Annotated in this window: 16 protein-coding genes; 11 read left to right on the top strand and 5 right to left on the bottom strand. The window is 38.1% G+C overall.

The window, feature by feature from the left end:
• Positions 1-368: 368 nt before the first annotated feature.
• The 10 genes from SOP96_RS05045 (at position 369) to SOP96_RS05000 (ending at position 11,747) form a co-directional block, all read left to right on the top strand.
• Positions 369-1,199: a helix-turn-helix domain-containing protein gene (locus SOP96_RS05045; RefSeq protein WP_326319956.1), complete on the top strand. Its 831-nt coding sequence runs from the start codon at positions 369-371 to the stop codon at positions 1,197-1,199.
• 52 nt (positions 1,200-1,251) lie between these two features.
• Positions 1,252-1,671, top strand: coding sequence for a hypothetical protein (locus SOP96_RS05040; protein WP_326319955.1), 420 nt, complete (start codon positions 1,252-1,254; stop codon positions 1,669-1,671).
• Positions 1,672-1,966: 295 nt separating this feature from the next.
• Positions 1,967-2,491: a hypothetical protein gene (locus tag SOP96_RS05035; RefSeq protein WP_326319954.1), complete on the top strand. Its 525-nt coding sequence runs from the start codon at positions 1,967-1,969 to the stop codon at positions 2,489-2,491.
• 79 nt (positions 2,492-2,570) lie between these two features.
• On the top strand, positions 2,571-3,383 hold the full coding sequence (locus tag SOP96_RS05030; RefSeq protein ID WP_326319953.1) for a fimbrial biogenesis chaperone: 813 nt from the start codon (positions 2,571-2,573) through the stop codon (positions 3,381-3,383).
• Positions 3,376-4,401, top strand: coding sequence for a hypothetical protein (locus SOP96_RS05025; protein WP_326319952.1), 1,026 nt, complete (start codon positions 3,376-3,378; stop codon positions 4,399-4,401). The genes SOP96_RS05030 and SOP96_RS05025 overlap by 8 nt, the downstream gene beginning before the upstream one ends.
• A 69-nt stretch (positions 4,402-4,470) precedes the next feature.
• Positions 4,471-7,206 carry a COG1470 family protein gene (locus tag SOP96_RS05020; protein WP_326319951.1) on the top strand — a complete coding sequence of 912 codons (2,736 nt, stop codon included), beginning with the start codon at positions 4,471-4,473 and terminating at the stop codon, positions 7,204-7,206.
• Positions 7,207-7,324: 118 nt separating this feature from the next.
• Complete coding sequence (locus SOP96_RS05015) at positions 7,325-7,684, top strand: prevent-host-death protein (protein ID WP_326319950.1); 360 nt, start codon at positions 7,325-7,327, stop codon at positions 7,682-7,684.
• Between the two features lie 375 nt (positions 7,685-8,059).
• The gene (locus SOP96_RS05010; RefSeq protein ID WP_326319949.1) at positions 8,060-9,109 is read left to right on the top strand and encodes a linear amide C-N hydrolase; all 1,050 of its coding nucleotides are present in this window, start codon (positions 8,060-8,062) and stop codon (positions 9,107-9,109) included.
• A gap of 36 nt (positions 9,110-9,145) precedes the next feature.
• On the top strand, positions 9,146-10,297 hold the full coding sequence (locus SOP96_RS05005; RefSeq protein WP_326319948.1) for a porin: 1,152 nt from the start codon (positions 9,146-9,148) through the stop codon (positions 10,295-10,297).
• A gap of 19 nt (positions 10,298-10,316) precedes the next feature.
• Positions 10,317-11,747: an anion permease gene (locus SOP96_RS05000; RefSeq protein ID WP_326319947.1), complete on the top strand. Its 1,431-nt coding sequence runs from the start codon at positions 10,317-10,319 to the stop codon at positions 11,745-11,747.
• A gap of 320 nt (positions 11,748-12,067) precedes the next feature.
• Here SOP96_RS05000 and SOP96_RS04995 read toward each other — a convergent pair whose 3' ends face one another.
• The 4 genes from SOP96_RS04995 to SOP96_RS04980 form a co-directional block, all read right to left on the bottom strand.
• On the bottom strand, positions 12,068-13,222 hold the full coding sequence (locus tag SOP96_RS04995; protein WP_326319946.1) for an ABC transporter permease: 1,155 nt from the start codon (positions 13,220-13,222) through the stop codon (positions 12,068-12,070).
• Positions 13,219-14,385, bottom strand: coding sequence for an ABC transporter permease (locus SOP96_RS04990; protein ID WP_326319945.1), 1,167 nt, complete (start codon positions 14,383-14,385; stop codon positions 13,219-13,221). The genes SOP96_RS04995 and SOP96_RS04990 overlap by 4 nt, the downstream gene beginning before the upstream one ends.
• A gap of 16 nt (positions 14,386-14,401) precedes the next feature.
• A complete protein-coding gene (locus tag SOP96_RS04985) occupies positions 14,402-15,397 on the bottom strand; it encodes an HlyD family secretion protein (protein ID WP_326319944.1) in 996 nt (331 codons plus the stop codon).
• Between the two features lie 84 nt (positions 15,398-15,481).
• Complete coding sequence (locus SOP96_RS04980; RefSeq protein WP_326319943.1) at positions 15,482-16,912, bottom strand: TolC family protein; 1,431 nt, start codon at positions 16,910-16,912, stop codon at positions 15,482-15,484.
• 207 nt (positions 16,913-17,119) lie between these two features.
• Between SOP96_RS04980 and SOP96_RS04975 the strand changes: the two genes are divergently transcribed.
• A complete protein-coding gene (locus tag SOP96_RS04975; protein ID WP_326319942.1) occupies positions 17,120-20,503 on the top strand; it encodes a starch-binding protein in 3,384 nt (1,127 codons plus the stop codon).
• Between the two features lie 686 nt (positions 20,504-21,189).
• On the opposite strand, the gene SOP96_RS04970 is transcribed toward SOP96_RS04975, so the two are convergent.
• Positions 21,190-21,531, bottom strand: a complete 342-nt coding sequence (locus tag SOP96_RS04970) for a transposase (protein ID WP_326319941.1) — start codon at positions 21,529-21,531, stop codon at positions 21,190-21,192.
• Between the last annotated feature and the right edge of the window lie 74 nt (positions 21,532-21,605).

Genomic DNA, 21,605 nt, shown 5'->3' with positions numbered 1-21,605 from the left:
CGCCAAAGATAATAAATTATGTGTATACTATTTATAATTAATTCCTGACAGAAGGAATAGCACTAAGGAATAATGAATATAAAAATAAAAAAATCTGTTGCGATGATATTATCAATGAATAATTTAAGAGCTTATTTAAATTTTACTCAATATTTTTATAGCTTCCTTACTTTTCTAAATTACAATAAACTTTGTTTACTTTTACTCCAAGCAGACGTATTTTTTTTTAATTTATCATAAATGATTATTAATATAAAAAATACTATATAATTTAATTACAACTATAGAATTATATCTAATACAACCATATCAACATAATCTTACTAAAAAATTATCTTAGCCCATTATTAAGTCCACTAAAATATATTATGTATATTATTACAGATCAGCTAAGAGAAAATGGCTTCAGTGTTAATCGTTTGGATCAGGTTATAAAGAGAAACGGAAACAAAAGGCAATTCAATACCCTGGAATATTTTTGCATCTATATTATTATGGAAGACCTGCATTTGATTGTGGAAAATACTTCACATCAAATACCTGCAGGGAATATTGTTTTCGTGGGGCCACAAAAAGATGTGGAATTTCTGAAGACAAAAGGATACGGAACTTTCCTTATTACATTTTCTTCCACATTTTACGAGCGATCCATAAAAGACAGTTTATTTATAAATTCACAGCTTTTTTTTAATTATAATTCCGATATCTTCATTGCTCCTTTTATTAATATAGAAGAAATGCGGGTAGTTTTTATGGACAGAATGGAAAGCTTTCGCAAAAAAGATAAAAGCCTTTATCTTTCTGCCGCACACAATGCGATTGAGCGATTGATGCTGGATGCATTTCTTCATATTCCTACCGAAGAAGTAAAAAAGGACATAAAATTTGATTATCTTTATTGTGTAAACAAATTTAAAGTTATTTTACAGCGTGATTATAAGACTGCAAAAAAAGTGTCCCACTACGCTGCGGAGCTAAGTGTCACTCCAAGAAAACTTACTGAAATGACCGAATATGTATTGGGAAAAAGCGCCAAACACGTTATTATTGAGAAACTTATAACAGAATCTAAAAAAATGCTCAGATACACCAACTACACGATCTCTCAGATCGCTTATGAGCTGGGATTCAGCGATGAAGGGAACTTTACAAATTTTTTTAAAAAACATACACAAAAAAACCCTTCAGAAATGAGATAATCCAAAAATATTTGTATATTTGGTAAGTAACCACAAGGTGATAAATTAGGAAATGTATATCAAATATTTTTTCATTTTAGTTTGTCTTATTACCTTCAATTCTGTTGCTGCACAACACGACGGAACTACGGTGAACGTGCGCTTATATCCTGTACAGATGCTGGCTATAAGCCCTGCGGTTATAAATTCTCCTGAAACAAAACCGAATAAGGAGTCTAGTTTTGTGGTTATTTCCAGTCCGTCCGGATTTGAAATTATCATGCAGCAGGATGGGCAAAATCAGCCAGCAGGTTTAAAAAAAACTGACACCGGGCAGGTTTTTGGGGAAAAAGACAAGGCATACAATCTCATCAATTATGAAAAAGGTGTTGTTGAAAAAATATTCGAGATTAATCACCATGCTAATGACCAAAAAAAATATACTTCAAATAGCGACAATAATTATTATATTTTAACAATGATGTCCAATTAGAAGAAAAAATTTAACATTAAAGGAATATTTTTTATTGAATTAAAGATTTATTAATTTTCTACACATAATTAATTAATGATTATTTAACGATAAAATAATCTCCTTTGTAGAGTTATTTTTACGCTCATAAATAATTTTTATTGAAAATTCAATAAAAATATATTTCTATATTGCTTATTATCAGCGACAAAAATCACAAAAAATAGGTATTTTTTCACAATAACTCTACTAAAAGAAGTCTATACATTTGCACCATAAATTTTTGAATTAAAAATTAAAAAACAATAATCGATTTATGAAAAAGTGTATTTTAGCTTCTTTTGCGTTATTAGGGTTCATAACAGTAGGAGCACAACAAAACGTTACGTTAAACGTAAGATTAAAACCAATCCAGACTTTGGTAGTTAACAATTCCCAAAAAATTGTAAACTTAGACTATGTAACAAAGGATGACTATGCAAACGGAGTATCTTCTCTTAATGCAGACCACTTAACAATCTTCAGTACAGGAGGATTCCAGGTAAAAGTAAAAAGCGCTAACGCAGCTTTACAAAACGGTGGTAAAAACATCCAGGCCAACACCATCCAGATTAAAGCAACTGCAGGTACAGATGCTGTAAACGGAGCGCAATACGCACAAGGTACTACCCTTTCTGCAAACGAAACAACATTGGTAACATCTACTGCCGGTGGTGTAAACAAAAAAATCAGCGTTGAGTACAAAGGTGCAGGAGCAAATGCTTACCTTGACAACTATATCGCAGGACAAGATCCTACAGTATACACTACTGAGCTTACCTACACTATTATTGCACAGTAATATATTGTAGATCTATTTATAAAATAAAAATGCTACAAGAAATTGTGGCATTTTTCATGCTGTTTTAGTCTTAAATGTAATGATGAACAAGACCTGTACAATACGTCCGATTTACTTTTTTATATCCGTTTTGCTTTTCTCCCTGAATTATGCACAAACAGGAGTTTCCGTATCTCCTCCAAGATTGTATTTTGAATCTACTGCGGGAAACAGTAATACACAAACAATTACGATTACCAACGTAAGTACAAAAAACACCCTGGACCTTGCGGTAAGCCTCGGAGACTGGGAATATAGCGAAAAGGGTGAAAATCTGATGTACGCCGCCAATACGCTGAAAAATTCCTGCGCGGGATGGATCAGTGTAAAAAAAGAAGATAATTATTTTTCATTGGCGCCGGGCGAAAGAAAAGATATAGAGGTAACCATTACCGTTCCCACAAAACCTGCGGATACATTGGCAGCACACACCGCTGTTTTGTTTGTAAGCCAAATGAATCCGGTAGATGATGTGGATAATAAAGGAGCAAAAATTAAAGTTAGCATCCGCTCCGGCATTAAGGTCTTTCATAAAATTCCATCGGCGAAGACTAAAAAAATCGAAATCCAGAACCTTATTTTTGATAAAGCTAAAAAAAAGCTTGCCCTTTTTTTTGAAAATCAGGGAAATATCTGGACAGACGGTAAAGTGTACGCAGATTTTGTAAATATTGAAGACGGCAAGAAGATTTCCATAGATCCTATTATATTTTATACCCTGCCCGGCAATAAAAGAGAATTGGATATCTCGCTTCCTGCTGATCTTCCGAAAGGAAAATATTCAGCTTCCGTAATGATAGATTACGGAGATAATAACCTTGAACTCGGAGAGTTAAATTTTACGTATGATTAAAATAATCTCAGTATTTGTACTGTTATTAAGTCAATATTGCTATTCACAAATTTCATATTATTCATGGGTAAATAGTTACATTCAGATTAATTCCTACGAAGGAAACACAAACCCCGACGCCTATACCTCTATGATGAGCGGAAACGGCAATTTTAATATTTCTTCATGGCGTTTGTCTGCAAAACTAAAGCAACCCATAAAATCCGCTGATGGTAATTATACCATTCCCGGAAACAAAATATCGCTGCATCCTGTAGCTTCTTCAGGACAGGGAGAGCCTGGGCCGGTTCCTACCATTCCGCAAATCGGCATGCCACTTAATGTCATCCTTCAGGAAAACCAGGAAGTATTCCTGGTCCCGAATTCCAATGCACCGCTGTACAATCAGCCCTCGCAGCCGAACGGGTATTATAACCTGCAGATTAAATTCAGCCTTACCGTAATGGGAGGAGCCTATCTGGGAAGTTATCCTGCCTGGATGAAGTTTTATGCTCCGGTAGAATTTACCATGTATGATAAGTACAACAATGTTATCGGTAAAATGACCCATAACTTTGAAATTCAGATTGGCACATTATCCGGAGTTCCTCCTGTTGATATTCCTGAAATGTCGCTCACTTTTGCCCCCAATGCACAAAATGCATTATTGGAATTCAAAAGCATGGAAGATTATACCAATGGAGTAAGCATAACCTATGGGAATGCATTGATGGTAAAAAGCAATACCAATTATCAGATTAAGCTGAAATCACTGCAGTCTCAGTTTACTTCGTCCTATGGGAATACCATCCCGATAGATGCTGTAAAGATGGCACTTTCTTCAACGACAGCCAATACATACGTTTACCCTATCTCGCTAAGCGCATCACCGCAGCTTGTTGCCAAAGGAAATGCTACCCAGGGAAATACGATTTATTATGATGTGAAATATTCTACCATTCATAATGATGAAATATTTATCAATGCCAAATCAGATAATTATACCGCGACTCTTCAGTACGAGATAACACCTCAATAAACCAAAATGTTTTTAAAACCATTTCGGAAAATTTTATTTTTATTATTCGTTTTTTTTATTCAAATTCCGGTGTATGCACAAATCGGCAACGGAATCACTATGGAAATCCGTGACGACTCCAATAAAGGCCAGGATCGTATCATCAGTACCATTGCTGAAATTAAAAATAATTCTCAAAATCCTTTTAAAGGCAAACTGAATGTTGCCGTTCCAAAAGGTTTCAGGAATATTTCAGGAAATACTTCAGACATTGAGATCCCCGCAGGAGGAAATTTATTTCTGCCCCTAAAAGTACTTGTAAGCAGTAATGCGGGTTTTGGAGAAAGTAAGATAGAATTTACCTTAACAGACGTACAGAATAATATTATAAAAACCCAAACGGTTTCCCATACCATTGCCGAAAACAATTCGATGGCGATAAGCACGGATATTCCTGTTATTTATATGACCAACGTGAATGACTCGATTGAAGTAAGGGCGAGGGTTTCAAATTTAGGCAATAAAAAGCAGAACGTTACCATTGTATTTAAAATTCCGGAAACAGACCAGGGAAACTTTTTTGCAGAACAGAAAGGAAGCATATCGGTACAGAAAGATTCGGTATTTATTTATAGGTTCAGGCCTTCCAGCAATATGCTGAAAACCCCTCAGTTCACTGTAAATGTTGTCGGTTTCAGGGAGCCCGATAAAGAAATCTTCGGGAACAGCACGGTTTCCATTCAGAATAATTCTTCCATGCAGCGCTACCATTCTTTAGAAGATAATACGCTTAATTATAACAAAAACAGCATTACAGCGAGCTTACGGTACCTGGGAAAGGATGCGTATTTATATCAGGTTATCGGTTCGGGAGGGATTAATCTGCCTTCCGGATATATTGCCATCAGAGGAAACATTTACAAAACCAACGGGCCGGAAGACCCTGTAGTGAACAATACCTTTATCACATATAAAAGAGAACAAAACGAATTTACCCTCGGGAACATTACCAAAATAATTGAAGTTTCACTGTACGGAAGAGGTGCGGAATATGCCTTTACCTCAGCAGATAAAGACAAAAGAATTGAGTTTGGCTTTATAGACCAGAGCTTCAGCCTTATCGACAGAACTCCCTTCCTGAAACTGGGATACGGCTTTTACATTCGCGGAACGTTGGGAGCAAGCAACGGAAGCAGGAATATTTCGGGAGCCTACGTTTTTAAAAGTGATCCGTTTGAAAAGGTGAAGCACAACCTTTTGGGCACCGATTTTCAGTACGCTTTTAATAAAGAATGGAAAATGAGCGGTAAATTGTACAGCGGGATCAGTAATTATGAAAGTATTAATATCACGAAACCGTCCGGTGCCATAGAAACACAGTATTCGGGAATTATTAATAAAATCAACCTGAGCGGCAATTATTCTTTCAGTTCCAACTATTACCCGGGAAATCAGAGAGGAATATTCCAGCTTCAGCAAAATATTTCCAGCACCCTATTTAATGATAAATCCATTTATGCCAACATCCTGATTTCTAATTTTTCTCCTAAATTTTATTTCTTTGATAATAATCTGGAGACCAACAGCAGCAGGCTGGAAACGGGATTCAATTTTCCTAAAAGAAAACATTTCGGATTAAGCATCAGCCTTCAGTATCAGAATGAAAATTCTAACACCTACAATTCTTTTTTAGGGCTTGCCCAAAGCCGGGATCTTAAAGAAATGAGCGCGAGAAGACTGGTGGAGCGCATAAGCTGGTCCAGCCCCGACAGAAAACACTCATCCATACTGGGCATTGAAACAGGGCTTGTTAATTATCCTGACAGCGATGCCAACCAATACCAGATGCGGTTTACGGGGACCTATGCCTACAAATGGCTCAATTTTCAGTTTATTTATCAGTATGGCAGTTATTATCTTTCAGAATTTGCGTTTTCAAAATTATTAGGCGTTAACAGCAATTACGAAAAATCTTCGGCTTCGGCATTTGTTACCCACAATATGTTTGATGGAAAGCTGAGCATCAACTCCGGGTTATCCTATACCAATGATACACTGTACGGGAAATCGCCTTCCGGATTTGTTAATCTTAAATATTCAAAGGAACAGTACGGATTTTATCTGAATTCTTCATGGTTTAATTATTCCCTTAATAATTTCACCAACAATCTTTTTACCATTGAAGCCGGCGTTACCATTAATTTAAGGAGTAATCATCTTGATCCGGGTAAAAAGAGCAATATCAAAGCATTTGTGTATTACGATCGCAACAACAATAATATTTATGATGATGGTGATGAAAAAGCCGCCGGATATACGATTATGATTAATACGATATCATTCAAAACCGATGAGAACGGGAATATTGAATATCGTGCGATTCCTTATAATACATATAATTTACGGCAGGTAATTCAGCAGGGATGGTATTATGATGAAGCGGTGTTTGAAGTAATGAGCCACAACCATTCTTTAGAAATTCCGCTTCACCAGAACGGAACGGTTCACGGAAAAGTAACGTATCAGTACGACGCCAAAACGGCTCTCGAATTCGATCCTAAACTGGCAGCCATTGCTTTTGACATTTATAAGGATGATACACTTGTAAGACATACGATTTCCGATGACAATGGCGAGATCATATCCTTCATAGAATCAGGAAATTATAAAATAAAGCTGAACGAAAACTCATTGCCTTCAAATACATATTGCGAAAATATTCTTCAGGAATTTAAAGTGGTACCTGGTAAAATAACAGAACTCAGTCCGTTCGTGATTAAAGTAAAAGAAAAAAAAATCCGGGTGAAGAAATTTGGCAATCAATAGCGCTGCCAGCTTACCTTTTCAAAATTAAAAAATAAAATTGCTACAAATGGTACATTAGTTGATCGAATTATTTTGAATTTTTTCAGCTTCTGATTACATTTGTACTAAATTTAAACTTATGAACTACACGCTTGAGCTCAACACACAGGAGTCTGGCTCTAATCTTATTTTTAACACCATAAAATTCGATTCATTCAAGGTAAATATTATCGAACGATATACCGGAAAAATGAACTTTAACCCGAAGTTATGCGAGGTTATTTTTAAGTTAAGAACACTGGATGATGAAATTATTAAAAGAAGAGATGGAAATCTCAGAGTGAAAATTAAAGATGATAAATTTGATGCCTATCAGCAATTATCAAGAGTTTTAAGCTCTTATGATTATAAAAACAGACTGATTAACAGAAAAGAAGCAGACCAGAATTATGTCCACTTCATGTTAAGCATGATTATTTCCAATTACGAACTCAATTAATTACACGCCTTACGTATAGAGTTTAGTCATTACATGAAAAATTCATTCATGAATTTGAAAATGTTTTGATCACTGCATGCCACATCATGGCTGAACTCATATACAGCATTCATTATCCGCAAGAATAACTGTCCGGAATTTCCCTTGTGGGAAGTTTGCATTTTCTGTGTATTTCACAATAACTTCTTCTTTTTTATTCCGAGTATAAAAGCAATAGCTGCTGTTATCAATACTTTTATGTTACTTATCTGACCAGGGAAATATATTTAGTTATATTAATGTGTACATTATAAAAATATTTCATTAAATTTATTTCACCAATAAATAGAATATTTTATAATTATTTAAAATATTTTCATTACAAAATACTATATCATGAAAAAATTAACCCTGAGTCTATTTATAGTCGCTCTTTCTACAGGACTATGGATCAATTCCGAGGCCTGCACCCGCGTAGTTTACAAAGGACCCGAAAACACTGTTATTACAGCCCGTTCAATGGATTGGCGTGATGAAATCCCCGCCAATATCTGGATTCTTCCAAGAGGAGCCGAAAGAAATGGTGAAGTAGGCCCTCTTTCCCTGAAGTGGAAATCAAAATACGGCAGTGTCGTAAGCACTTCATGGGATATTGCCACCTGTGACGGAATGAATGAAAACGGGCTCGTAGCCAATCTTCTCTGGCTCGGAGAATCGCAATATCCTAAATTTGACCCCAAAGGCAAGCAAAAAGGAGTAGCCATTTCACTATGGGCACAATATTTCCTTGATAATTTCGGTACGGTAAAAGAAGCTGTGGAACATGCACAGAAAGAAAGCTTCGTCATTGTAAGCGATTATATACCCGGGACAGAAAGATTCACCACTGTGCACCTTTCAATTTCAGATGCCTCCGGAGACAGTGCCGTCTTCGAATATATCAACGGTAAACTGGTAATCCACCACTCTTCTGATTACACCGTGATGACCAATTCACCCGTTTTCGATCAGCAGCTCGCGCTCAACAATTACTGGAAAGGAATTCCCGGAACGGTAATGCTGCCGGGAACCAACCGTGCCGCAGACCGTTTTGTAAGAGCTTCTTATTATATCAATGCCATTCCGCAAACCTCAGATACAAGAACAGCTGTGGCAAGTGTATTCAGTGTAATCAGAAACTGTTCTGTTCCTTATGGAATCACCTCCGAAACAGAACCCAATATTTCTTCCACAAGATGGCGTTCTGTTTCCGACCAGAAAAATCTTACCTACTATTTTGAAACGGTTTTCACACCGAATACCTTTTGGGTAAATCTCAAAGAGTTCGATCTAAGCCCCAAAGGAAAAACCATGAAACTTGATCTGAGCAACTTTCAGACGTATAACGGAAAAGCCAATAGCAGTTTTAAGGAGACGAAACCTTTTAAGTTTTTAGGGTTAAATTAATACTATAATAAAATATTTCACCAAATACAAATAGATATGGCTTTTCTAATAAAAAAGGCTGTGCTTCCCTTCTTTATTGTATTTTCCTGCCTGACTGCTGCCCAGAAACCTGATTCTTTATACAGCAAACAGGAACAAGAAGATATAAAATATCCCCAGCTTCAGATTAAAGGTCTTTTTCAGGCACGTTATCTGGTGGGAATGACCAAAGATGTGGATGTCAACGGCCTTCATCACGCTGATGGTACGGGAACTGACAATAATTTTATGGTCAAATACATGAGGGTTCAGATTCGGGCCCAGATCAGCAAACGGACAGAGGTTGCTGTTCTGGCCAATCTTGCAGATTTTAAAAACGATCCTAAATCAAGAGTTCTTGAAAATGCGTATTTAAAATATACATTTAATCCCAAACTAGCTTTTACCGTAGGACAATTCCGGCCCTGGTTCGGACTTGAAGAGACCTACCCTATCGATATTATCAAATCGCTTGACTGGTCTAATCAGTACACCGAGTTTGGCAAACTGGGATGGACAAGCTTTCAGATAGGTCTTTCCGCAACAGGACAGCTCAATTTGGGTGAAATTCCTTTTCAGTATGGCGTTTCTATTGTGAACGGTAATGGTAAAAATCAGGTTAATGATAATGATAACGGCAAGCAATATTCCACAAGGCTTGTTTTCGGATTATCTGAAAAATACAATCTGAATTTCGGATTAAACGGAGGAATTGGTGAAGTTTTCGGTAAAAAAATATATGCTGTAGGACTTGATCTGAGCTCTCTTATTAAGTTTGATCCCAAATGGAGCCTGGATATGCAGTTGGAAGCCAAGCAGGCTACCAATCATCCCCTTTATTTTGCTGCAGATCCTGAAACAAGACCTCAAAATCCCGATGAATATCTCATCCGTGGAGCCTATTTTCTTCCTAACATCCGCTACGAAATTAACCATCGCAACTTAAGTGCATTCGAGTTATCTTGCCGATATGAATATTTAGACACCAATTTCAGGCTCAATTCAAACCCAAGACAAACCATTACGCCAATGTTCGGACTTGAATTCCTGAAAAATTATGGGGCAAGAATCCAGCTTGGGATGCAGTTTGACCGTTATAAATATCAGGTGGAAAATACCACACAATACGACAGTAATCTTTTTATTATTCAGGTTCAGAGCAGATTCTAAAGTTTTAAAATCAATTATCATGAAAGAAATAAATATTAAAAATGTTGCAGTTACTTTTATCGTAGCACTCATAATCTGGTTCATTCCTGTTCCGGAAGGTGTAAGTGACAATGCATGGCATCTTTTTGCGATTTTTGCGGCTACTATTTTGGGAATTATCCTTAAAGCCGCACCAATGGGCACCATGTGCATGATGGCCATTGGTTTTACAGCACTTACGCAGGTTTTAGTTCCGGGTGATGCAGGAAAATCCATTACCAAAGCACTTTCTGGTTTCGGAGATAAAGTAATATGGTTAATAGGAATATCATTTTTTATCGCGAGAGGTTTTATCAAAACCGGACTGGGAAACCGCATTGCATTTCTATTTATAAAAGTTTTTGGTAAAAGTTCCTTAGGGCTGGCTTACGGACTGGGATTGGCAGATGTATGCCTTGCCCCGGCAATCCCAAGCAATACAGCAAGAGGCGGCGGGATTATTTACCCGATTATGAAATCGATGGCCATCAGCTTTGATTCGATACCGGAAAAACCGGAAACGCACAGGAAATTAGGTTCATATCTTACGCTCAACAGCTATTATATGAATCTGATTTCTTCTTCCATGTTCTTAACAGGAACTGCCAGTAACCCGATGTGCCAAAAATTCGCCGCCAACCTGGGAATCAATATCACATGGATGTCATGGGCCGCAGCCGGCTTTATTCCGGGATTGGCAGCATTCTTTATTGTGCCTCTGGTCTTATACAAATTATATCCGCCTGAATTGAAGAAAACCGGCGATGCTCCGAGAATGGCTGCTGAAAAGCTAAAAGAAATGGGACCCATCAGCAAAAATGAATGGCTTATGCTGCTTGCATTTTTTATACTTCTTGCGCTCTGGATTTTTGGAGGCAGCTTGTCAATTGACGCTACAACAACAGCCTTTATTGGTCTTACATTATTACTGCTGACCTCGGTTCTTACCTGGGAAGATGTGAAATCTGAAAAAGGCGCATGGGACACAATTGTCTGGTTTGCGGTTCTGGTAATGATGGCAAGCTCCTTAAATGAACTGGGATTCATCGGATGGTTCAGTGATCTCATTAAACAAAAAATCGGCGGAATGACCTGGACTGTTGCTTTTCCGGTTATTATTCTGGTGTATTTTTTCAGTCACTATATTTTTGCCAGTGCCACGGCACACGTTGCCGCCATGTATGCCGCTTTATTGGCGGTGGGTATAGCAGTGGGAATTCCGCCAATGCTCCTGGCAATGATGCTTGGTTTCTTAGGATCAATTTACGGGGTACTCACCCATTACGGACACGGTCCGGCTCCTGTTTTTTTCGGAAGCGGTTACGTAGATCTAAAATCCTGGTGGCTGCGCGGCCTTGAAATCGGTATTGTTTTATTGATTATTTACATGGGACTTGGAGGAATCTGGATGAAAGTTCTGGGATATTATTAATAAAAAGCTGGGAAGAGAAATTAAAAAATAATTTAATATAAATTCTGTTATAACCTGAGATGGGATAAAGATTTACAAGCATACATCTAAAGAATTTTAAATATTTCATTGTTAAATGTTGGCGATATATAAATTTGTCAAAGTAAAGTATCATTTTTGAATTACCTTGATAAACGAAGTGCCCTTGTTTAAATTGAAAAGCGTTTCAATAAACAAATATTCTTTGTTTTGCTTTTCGATAAAATAATTTGATTTTGAAAATCAATGATTTAAGATATTGCTTGTCCCGAATTCAGGTTATCATAAGTCTTCTTTTCCTGCTATTCTTTATCGTGTTTTAAAACATATTTTATTCTCAATATCAAAAGAATAAGGAGTGCCAGAAGCAATATTAGAAGATGTATTACCGAATTTATATTATCCGTTAGTGATCCGCCTGCCTGAACAATTGAGATATAAACTTTAAGAAAAGGTGAAGTGGGAAGAAGATCCGACATTACCTGAATAGCAGACGGCAGCGACTGATACGGCATGGAATATCCAGTAATCAAAAATATCGGATAAGAAGAAAACACCAACACCTGAAATGCAAAAAGCTTGCTTCTGAAAAAACTCCCGATCAGCATTCCTAATATAATAACGGAAGAAATGAATATTGTAGTAATGAAAGCCAGATCAATAAAGCTTCCTCTGACTGAAACTTCGAAAACTGAAAAATTCACCACAGCAAAAAACATCCCGAAAATCATGAAGATGCACAGATACAAAATTGCTTTCCCGAAAATTAATTTTGAAATATTAAACCCTGAAATCTGATAAAGTTGACTTAATTTCTTTTCTTCCCTTTCGGATGTAAAACCTGCGGCGACACCTATCAGCAAAGTCTGCTGCAGGATAATGGCAAGCAGTCCGGGTAAAAGAAAAGAGCCGTATGTCATACTCGAATTATACAGTGGCCGGTAATCCATATTGATGGGATTGGTCATTTTCATGGATTCGTCCTCACCCATCCCCTGTTTATTGAAATACGTTTTACGGACACCGGCGCCCACCGTAAGACAAACTTTAGTCACGGTACTGAGCAAATCACTGGAAGGCAAAAAACGGGATGCATTCAGCACCAGATTCACATTCGCCTGCTTTTGGGATAGAATATACTTTTCCAGGTCTTTCTGAATATAAAAGTAACCTTCTACTTCACCATGATACATTTTTTCCTGAGCTTCGGAAATATTGGAAGCCGGAACAATTTCAATCATCGGAGTAGTATTAAGCTGGTCGGTAAGCAATCTTGAAACAGCGGTTCCGTCATCATCTATCAGAGCAAGCTTTACTTTCTCTTCGCCTTTATTCAGGTAAATGCTGCCGTACATAAAAGCGTATAGAACCGGAGCAATCAGCAAAATAAGAAACAGGCTGGAATCTTTTGAGATATTCCTTACTTCCCTTTTCAATATGTTAAAAATATCCTTCATGGTCGCAGGTTTTTTAGATATTGATTAATCTTTCTCTGAAAAAGCACAATGGTAACCGGAAATGTGATTCCTATAAAAACCATTAGTCTGATGATTTCCGGAGTAGCATATTGTAAGGGCAGTTCCATAAAATAAAGTTTGATGAATCCGTCCAAAAAATGAGTGTAGGGCATAATATCCGCATAAACCTGATCATACCAAGGCATTGCCCATCGCGGAAACGTAAATCCGCTGAATACAAATGCAGGCGAAGTAAAAAACAAGGCTACATCCACCACAAAAAGCAGATTATTTGAAATCGCAGAAAGCATCATCCCGATTCCGATGCATGAGAGAGCCAGTAAAGTATATACAATGAAAAAGCTGAAATACGTCTGCGGTTTCCACAAATCGAAAACCGGGAACACAACAAAACTGATGAGGATAAATAAAATCCAGGCAATGCAGAGATGCGCCAGCATTTTTCCGATAACGATCTGCGAAGATGAAGTCGAGATTTCCAGAAGGCTGTCGATGGTTTCTTTTTTAAATTCAAGATTAAGGATGAGGACGGAAGCTACAATTAATGCCATCTGCAATCCTACGGTTACCAGTCCGGGAGTAAGATACAGCTGATAATTGAATTCCGGATTATAGAGAACTGTGGTGTTCAGTTTAATGGGTTGTACCAGCGTATTGGCTTTATCAGCAGCCATTCCCTGTTTTTCAGCTTTTTGAAGCACAACCGCAAGACCGCCTTTAATGATAATTTCGGCAGCCCCTTTATAAATCATTTTGGCAGGAACAAGGTAAGCGCCATTGGTATATAATGTAATATTCGACTGATGGTTTTTCTTTGCATCTGCTTCCATATTCTTGGGAAAATGGACGGCACCAAAGATTTTTCCTTCTTTCATTAGGTTTTCAATTTCCGCATTGCTGAAAACCACATGGGCAAAATGGATGTTTTCGTTCTGCTTCATCATATCACTAAGTGTTCTTGAAACAGAAGAACCATCTTCATCCCAAACCGCCATCGGAAGCTCTCTGGCAAATTGTTTCTGGTAAATAAACCCGTAAAACAGGAAAATTACAGGTGGAATAACCAGCAAAACCACATAGAAATTGGGAATCGAAAAAATTCGTTTCCACTCCCGTACCATGATGATGCTGATTTTTTTCAAGCTTAAAAGATTTAAATTAAGGTAAAATAAGCTGGGCTGTCATTCCGGACCGAAGCCCCTTTACAGATTGGAGATCTTCCGGCTTCACTTTGATCTGGAAGGTTCTCAGCTCAAATTCTCCGTTCTGCTTTTCCGGAACCCAGTCTGCATAACCCAGCGCCGGAGCCAGCTCAGAAACTTTGCCTTTCATTGTTTCGGGTATGCAGCCCGGAATTTTTATCGTTACCAGACTTCCTTTATCAATTTTTGCCATCTGATTCTGGCGGAGATTGAATTTCACGAAAAATGAATCGTCCTTCTGAATGGTCATCATCGGATATCCCGCATTCACCATTTCGCCCTTTTTAGAAACGATAGTTGATATTGTACCTGATACCGGAGCTTTTAGAGAAGCATTGTCTTTAATTTCCTGGGTAAGCTTTTCCGCTTTTTCTGCCTGATTAAAAATTGCCTGTGCAGAGTTTTTCATCTCCTTGTTGCTTCCTCTTTCCAGAAGCTGTACATTCAGCTTTGCGGTTTCCAGCTCTTTTTGGGCAGCTTTATATTTAAAATAGATCACATCCCTTTCCTGACCGGAAACCACTCCTTCGGAATACAGATTCTGAAAGCGGCTGTAGGTTTTAGACATCAGGTCCATCTGCTGCTGAGCAATCTGCTGAAGATTTTTTGCAGAAGCCAACACTTCCGGTTCTACGCCACGGTTTATTTTATCCATTTGATTTCGTGCGATTTCAACGGCATCTGCAACCTGAGACTGAATGGTCTCAATCTCAGAAGTTTTCATCCGGGCCACAATCTGATCTTCTTTCACCTCATCTCCTTCCTTTACCGGAATATCCAGAATACGCCCGGGAAGAGAAGCTGAAACATCTACAAATTCAGCATCTACCATCCCGATGACTGCATCTTTCGGGACATCGGCGGATTTATCTTTCAGAAGATAGAAAAGAGCTGCTGCAAGTATGACAATCGGAATAAAAACAGCCCAATAGTTTTTTATAAAATTCTTCATCTGTTGCTTGTTGATGTTTTGGATTATATCCTTTTAATTTTATTTCATTTTAAATATAAGTTCAGTTTCCATCGAGATCTATCATCAGGGAATATAGTTGGTGATATTCTCAGGATTTCCTGTAATATAAAAATAAGTTGCCAGAGCAGTCTGATACGCTAAAAGTGACGTGTAGTAAAGCTTTTCGGTCTCATACTGCAGCTGTAATGCATCATTAACATCTTTTATGGATGAAAGGCTGTTTTCCATTCTTTTTCTTATCATTTCCGTTGTGGTGTACGCCTGTTTCCGGGAAGCATTAAAAGTTTCACTCTGCTCTTTAAGGCTTATGAGCTTATTCTCTGCTATTTTAGTGGCGAGATTTACGGATTTCTGCTTTTGCTCTATGAGAAGATCAGCTTCTTTTACCAAAGACTGAGAGGCAAGATTTTTAGAACGTCTTTCGGGATCGAAAAGAGTCCACTGCATTTCAATACCAACCAGCCATGGAGGCGTAATTACGGGAAGATCTTTTCTGAAAAACTGAACATTTCCGATAGCAAATACATTAGGTCTCGAAAGTGACTTGGTGATATCCAGCCCTGTCTCCGCTTCTGCTTTTTTACTTTGAAGAAGTTTAACATCCGTATTTGCAGATTCTGATGAGAAAACAGGAATTTCTGCAGATTCATTCAGCTTTTCGGTAATTTCTACCGGCTCATCGAGAGGAATGCCCATCATGTCCTTGAGTATATACAGGGCATTTTCCTTTTCCATGGTTAAATTTTTCAGATTGGTTTCACCCTGCATCTTTGCAATATCAGCCCAGTTTTTCTGATAGGGCGGGATAATTTCTGCTTTGAGAAGGTTTCCGGCATAAGCTTCATTCTTCTGCAGAGATTCGAGGCTGTTCTTTTGTTTGTCAATCATTGAATTCAGGTACATCACCTGAATATATTGTAAAGCAATATTGTATGCCGTAAGATCTTTTGAAGACTCAAGATTGGCTTCACCGCTTTTCACCTGCTCTTCGGAAAGTTTCCGGGACGATTTCAGCTTTCCACCCAGATAAATCGGCTGCCGCACGACGACCCCTGCAAGAAAATAGCTTTGTTTAGTAATTTCGGGATTATAATTGGGATAAACGGCACCAATAATGTCTTTTGAGGTCTGATAAATAACATCCTGTACCTGCTGGGAAAGCGGATTGCCCGTAATCTGCTGATACACCGTATTGGCTGAATACACTGCCTGATTGGCCGATCCTTCTGCCACACCATCTTTTATCTGCTGCAGATTGATCCTGAGAGGTTCACCGATGTAGTTGTAACCTGCCAGAAGATCCAGCTTTGGAAGTCCGTTATTTTTTCCTGCTGCCATAAGCTTCTGCCGGGTTTCAAGCGACTGTTCGGCAAGCTTTATTACGGTATTGTTCTGCTGTGCTTTTTCAATGCAATATTTTAAAGAAAACTGCTGACAGAAAATTTTTGCTGAAAGCATCAAAAAAAGCGACAAAGAAGTTTTCTTTATGCTCATAACATTTGTGAATGGTGGTTAATTTTTTTCAGAACACTAACAAATTTAATGAAAAAGTACCACATCCGGAATATATTGAACTGTTAAAATAATATGAGGTGAATAATTTAAATCATTTTACCCAATTAACATATTGAAAAATTTATTTCACTTTAATTGTTAAATATTAACATTAATGATTATTTTTGAATAACTAAATACAAATTAATGAGAAAATTATTATTAACTCTTTTATTCGCTTCAATATTTATTGATTCCCAAATACACACTACATATTTATGGCATATGCACCAGCCTACTTACTGGGGAGAAACCAGCCAGATTAATCCGAACCGTTATCAACTGGTAAAAGAAAGCCAGGATTTAAAATTAGGCGGCGGGAATATATATTCTGACGGACTGGCTCATCCATTGAATGATCTGGAACAGATTTTTAGCTTGCCGGACCGTGTGAACGCCTATCAATATCAACCTAAGAATGCCGTACAAAGCATAAATCTATATCCGAAAGCAGGCGCGCAGATGACTTACGGAGGATCTCTGATAGAGAATCTAAATTCTTTGGGAAATGCAAATCAATGGGGATATTCTCCGGGATGGAAGAATGATGTCAACACTGCTCACAGCTGGCTTACTACAGGCGGAAAAACCCGTCTTGATGTAATGGGCTTTACCATGCATCATACACTATCACCTTTGGCAACGGATGAAGTTCTGAGAAAAGAAATTCAGGCACACAAATATTATCAGAACCAGCAATTCGGGTATTATTCTCCGGGATACTGGTCTGCAGAAGCCTCTTTTTCTGAAAGAATTCTAAAAATACTCGCCGAAGAAGGATTTACATGGACCGTGATTGCCAATTCACATTTAGCCAGAACATTAGCAGATTATCCTTTGGTTTTCGGCACGAATGGATGCAATATAGATCCGCCTAATAAAGCCGATAAAGTAACAACTACCGGTAATAACTGGCACAGCGGACAGATTGACGGACGAGGCGGACAGTTTGCCGCCCCGTACTGTTTTACGCCGCATAAAGCAAAATATGTAGATCCGGAAACTTCTGCGGAATACAAGCTTACCGTTGTTCCGATGGCTGATCTGGACAGCTACAGAGACGGCTTTTCATTACAGGGAACTTCCAATATCGACAACAATATCGCTCCTTTTGCCAACCCGGCAAGGCCGCCGCTGGTTTTACTGGCGCATGACGGCGATAATGCCTGGGGCGGCGGTTATGATTATTACAACAATGCTGTTTCAGGATTTACTTCGCAGGCGGCTTCAAAAGGATACGTTCCTACTACCATTCAGCAATACCTTCAGGATTTCCCTGTTCCGGATTCGGATGTTGTAAAAGTAGAAGACGGATCGTGGTTTAATGCAGCCAACGACTGGGGATCTCCGCAATTCATCAACTGGCTCTGGCCGCTTTACAGTGCTTCCGATAAATCTAAATTTGATCCTAATGCCTGGACGGAAGATGTAAGAAACAACGCCGTTCTTATTGCAGGCGAAAATTACTGCAAAATGGCGGAAGAACTTTCCGGAGGGGTCAATATTGCAGATATTGTAGCCCCAACAGCAGCATCTTCTTCAGCCGCAAAAGCATGGCATTTTTTGCTTCCGGGATATGATAGCGGAAACGCCTACTACGGTTTAGCTTTAGATTTAGAAATAAAAGCTACGCTGGCTGCAAACCGCGCCATAGCTCATGCACAGAATGTAATTAACGTAAACCCGAATACAGACAATACAAAACCATCTGTTTTTATCCCTCAAAGATATCCCTATAATCCGGGAGAAATAGGATTTGGCCCGAATTACGGCTATCAGCAGATTTTAAATTCAGCAGATTTTGCAGTCTGGACTTTAGCTTATGACGTGTCCGGAATTCAGTCTGCGGTTTTGAAATACAGAATTGATGTGGATGGAAACAATCCTTTAAGCTCTAATCAAAACGAAACTTATGCAGGAGGAGGTGAAGTAGGAAGCTGGATTTCCGTTCCCATGAATATGAAGATCATGCCGAAAGATAACGTCACCAACAATCCGGAGGTCAGTTTTTTCATGCTTCCCGACCAGATCGCCAATCTTTATTACGCAAATATCAACGGTATTTCCAATAAACTTCTGGATTATTATATTGAAGTAACCGATACTAAAGGAAATTTAACGAAGACCAAAATTCAGCATGTTTGGGTGGGACAAAATTTAAACATCGCTCCTTCCATAACATTTGGCCCTGCCAATAATTATTCTGCCGTACCCATTAATGTTACCATAACCGCAAATGATTCTACGGATCCCAATCCTACAATTTATTATACGACTGACGGATCTACCCCAACCAGTTCTTCTGCATCCGGAACAGGTTCGGTTACGTTAAATATTTCGCAAACGACTACCTTTAAAGCGTATGCGGTGGATGTAGACGGAAATGTTTCACCAATCGAAACAAAGACATATTATATAGGATCTGCGCCAAGTTTCACGGTATATTTTAAACCGCCGGCTTCATGGAATGGTACTGTTCCTAAAGTCCATTACTGGAACAGCCAGCCTAACGGAGCGCTTACTCCTTCGGTATGGCCCGGAAATTCTATGACTGCAATCTGCGGCGGATGGTATTCTTACACTTTTACCGGAATAACTTCTACCAATCTTATTTTTAACAACGGAAGCTCCGGAGTCGGAGTTAACCAAACCGCTGATTTAACTGCAAATAATACAGCTTATTACGATTGGACATCAGGCTGGCTAGCATCTCCTCCAACTATTGCGTCCCCATGCCTTACCATTTCTCCTGCGGGAGGTACTTTTGCTTCCGGAAGCACGGTTTCGGTACAGTTACAGGCGAATGACACCACCGATCCTGCTCCTGTTATCTATTACACAACAGACGGAACAGCTCCTTCCCTTTCGTCTTCAAGCTTTACGGGAAATGGTACATTAGCCATTCAAAATAATACGGTTTTAAAGGCTTTTGCAAGAAACAGCAGCGGAACGCAGTCTGCAATACAAACAGAAACCTATAATTTTTCAAATACAGGGATTACCGTGCATTTTAAACCTGATCCGTCTTTAAGCAGCTGGAGCGGCGCTACCCCAAGAGTATATTACTGGAATGTAACGGGAGGAAGCATTCCGGCTACTACCTGGCCGGGAGTACTCATGATTAGCGAAGGAAATGGCTGGTACAAATATACCTTCCCGAATGTTACTTCGTTGAATGTTATTTTCAATAACGGGAATTCGGGTTTGGGAACCAATCAGACAGCCGATATCACCAATGTTACAGGCGACATCTGGTATGTTTGGGCTACCCAGACACTTTCTACCAAAGAAATAAATACGGCAAAGGATAAAATAATATTATACCCGAATCCGGCTACGGAAATATTATCCATAAAATCTGATAAAGAATTTGTACAATATGCCATTTATGATGGTGCCGGAAATTTAATCACTCAAAAGGAACTAAAAAACAATCAGTTAATCGTTAAAGAATTGGTAAACGGAATGTATTATTTAAAATTATTAGATAAAGACAACAAGGTTCATTTTGAACAATTCCTGAAAAAATAAATCATAAAAAGTCATTTTGGAATTCCGGAATGACTTTTTATATTGAAGATGTTTAAAGTAAAAAAATTATGGGAGTTTTATCTGTGTAGAAATCATATCCGCAAGATGCTCGGTGTTTCGTGAGAAGTTATCTTTAAAATATTTATCGTTATTAATATCAATCCTACGGATTGATTGATGGATTTATCCTTATTTCTTTATTGATAGTCTACGGTCTGAAGCCCGCTTCCTAAAGCAGTTCCGCCTACTTTTTTGGTTTGAAGCTGGGAAAGTTCGTTGTATTCGTTTTGTTAGATGAAATGCTCACTACAAAAAAATTTAAAGACTTCTTTAATAAAAATGTAGCCGCTCTATAAAACAAAAACCCACCGCTTTACGGTGGGTTTCTTTGTTTATCCGCTCAAAGTCGGGAGACTTTGCGCAGCGGGGGCATTATGTAATATAAAAGCCACTCATTGAGCGGCTTTTTTGTTTTTTTTATATATAAAAATTATCGCTGTTGACAATATTACTGGAATAAAATAACAAATATTTAATCTCCGTATATCATCATCTTCATTAAATATGTATAAAAAGCTAAAGTGACCTGTAAAAATTAAAAATAATAATTCATAAAAAATTAGAAACAATAATGAATGCCACTTTTTTTGGGTCAATCTATTTTTGAAAAAAAACATTGAAGTTGTTTAAACTTTTAATTTTTTGATTAGTTTAAGAGAAAACGCCAAAAAGTGCATATTCTTCCAGGTAATATCCAGTGTTTCAAATCTTATCAGCAAAGCCTTGAAGCCGTCTAACCATGCATTTGCCTGCTCTATTTTAAATCTGTTTTCGTACAGCTTTTCATCAAAATAATGATCATTATCTACTGTTTTTTCATTCCGGGGATTGGTTTTGATGTTGCCTGTTATTTCCTCCATTTCTAATTTCTGTCTTAAACTTTCACTGTCAAATCCCGAATCTGCATTCAAAAAAAGACCCTTATGAGAAATTTCCGCTTCCGACAAAATTTCAATAATCTCGCCCATAACATCTTCTATTTCATATAAATCGTGATGATTTCAGATTCTGGGATTTCCCATCGAAAGCATTTGACCACGAT

This window comes from Chryseobacterium salviniae, assembly GCF_035819015.1.
In the GTDB taxonomy this organism is placed as follows: domain Bacteria; phylum Bacteroidota; class Bacteroidia; order Flavobacteriales; family Weeksellaceae; genus Chryseobacterium; species Chryseobacterium salviniae.
The sequence above is the reverse complement of the archived record's forward strand: the minus strand, read 5'-3'. Positions and strand labels throughout refer to the sequence as shown.

Coding starts and splice junctions, on each gene's coding strand:
- SOP96_RS05000 (WP_326319947.1), top strand. CDS start 10,317: ATGAAAGAAATAAATATTAAAAATGTTGCAGTTACTTTTATCGTAGCA.
- SOP96_RS05040 (WP_326319955.1), top strand. CDS start 1,252: ATGTATATCAAATATTTTTTCATTTTAGTTTGTCTTATTACCTTCAAT.
- SOP96_RS05045 (WP_326319956.1), top strand. CDS start 369: ATGTATATTATTACAGATCAGCTAAGAGAAAATGGCTTCAGTGTTAAT.
- SOP96_RS05030 (WP_326319953.1), top strand. CDS start 2,571: ATGATGAACAAGACCTGTACAATACGTCCGATTTACTTTTTTATATCC.
- SOP96_RS04975 (WP_326319942.1), top strand. CDS start 17,120: ATGAGAAAATTATTATTAACTCTTTTATTCGCTTCAATATTTATTGAT.
- SOP96_RS04980 (WP_326319943.1), bottom strand. CDS start 16,912: ATGAGCATAAAGAAAACTTCTTTGTCGCTTTTTTTGATGCTTTCAGCA.
- SOP96_RS04995 (WP_326319946.1), bottom strand. CDS start 13,222: ATGAAGGATATTTTTAACATATTGAAAAGGGAAGTAAGGAATATCTCA.
- SOP96_RS05025 (WP_326319952.1), top strand. CDS start 3,376: ATGATTAAAATAATCTCAGTATTTGTACTGTTATTAAGTCAATATTGC.
- SOP96_RS05010 (WP_326319949.1), top strand. CDS start 8,060: ATGAAAAAATTAACCCTGAGTCTATTTATAGTCGCTCTTTCTACAGGA.
- SOP96_RS05015 (WP_326319950.1), top strand. CDS start 7,325: ATGAACTACACGCTTGAGCTCAACACACAGGAGTCTGGCTCTAATCTT.
- SOP96_RS05005 (WP_326319948.1), top strand. CDS start 9,146: ATGGCTTTTCTAATAAAAAAGGCTGTGCTTCCCTTCTTTATTGTATTT.
- SOP96_RS05035 (WP_326319954.1), top strand. CDS start 1,967: ATGAAAAAGTGTATTTTAGCTTCTTTTGCGTTATTAGGGTTCATAACA.
- SOP96_RS04970 (WP_326319941.1), bottom strand. CDS start 21,531: ATGGGCGAGATTATTGAAATTTTGTCGGAAGCGGAAATTTCTCATAAG.
- SOP96_RS04985 (WP_326319944.1), bottom strand. CDS start 15,397: ATGAAGAATTTTATAAAAAACTATTGGGCTGTTTTTATTCCGATTGTC.